Origin of the sequence: Escherichia sp. AM3, from assembly GCF_032029835.1 — a bacterium.
GTDB classification, from domain to species: Bacteria; Pseudomonadota; Gammaproteobacteria; order Enterobacterales; family Enterobacteriaceae; genus Escherichia; species Escherichia coli.
On record NZ_JAVUPQ010000821.1, the window covers coordinates 1 to 300 of the forward strand.

The 300-nt window shown below is 55.0% G+C and carries 1 protein-coding gene; it reads left to right on the forward strand.

Features of this window, described 5'->3' with window-relative positions:
* Positions 1–9 precede the first annotated feature (9 nt).
* A partial coding sequence (locus RTW80_RS28545; protein ID WP_409415335.1) for a cupin domain-containing protein occupies positions 10–300 on the forward strand: 291 nt, incomplete at its 3' end.

A 300-nucleotide genomic window follows, 5' to 3' on the forward strand; every position in this document is an offset into this window, starting at 1 on the left:
GTGCTACCCATGGCGTATCAACTGAACCTGAACTGGCCGGAATTTCTTGTAAAATACTGGCAAAAACAACCCGTTGTGCTGAAAAATGCCTTCCCGAATTTTGTCGACCCCATTACCCCTGATGAACTGGCGGGTCTGGCGATGGAGCCGGAAGTTGATAGCCGCCTGGTAAGCCATGCTACCGGCAAGTGGCAGGCGAGCAATGGCCCGTTTGAGCAGTTCGATAACCTCGGTGAAACCGGCTGGTCCCTGCTGGCGCAGGCTTTGAACAACTGGCATATGCCCGCAGCAGAGCTGGTG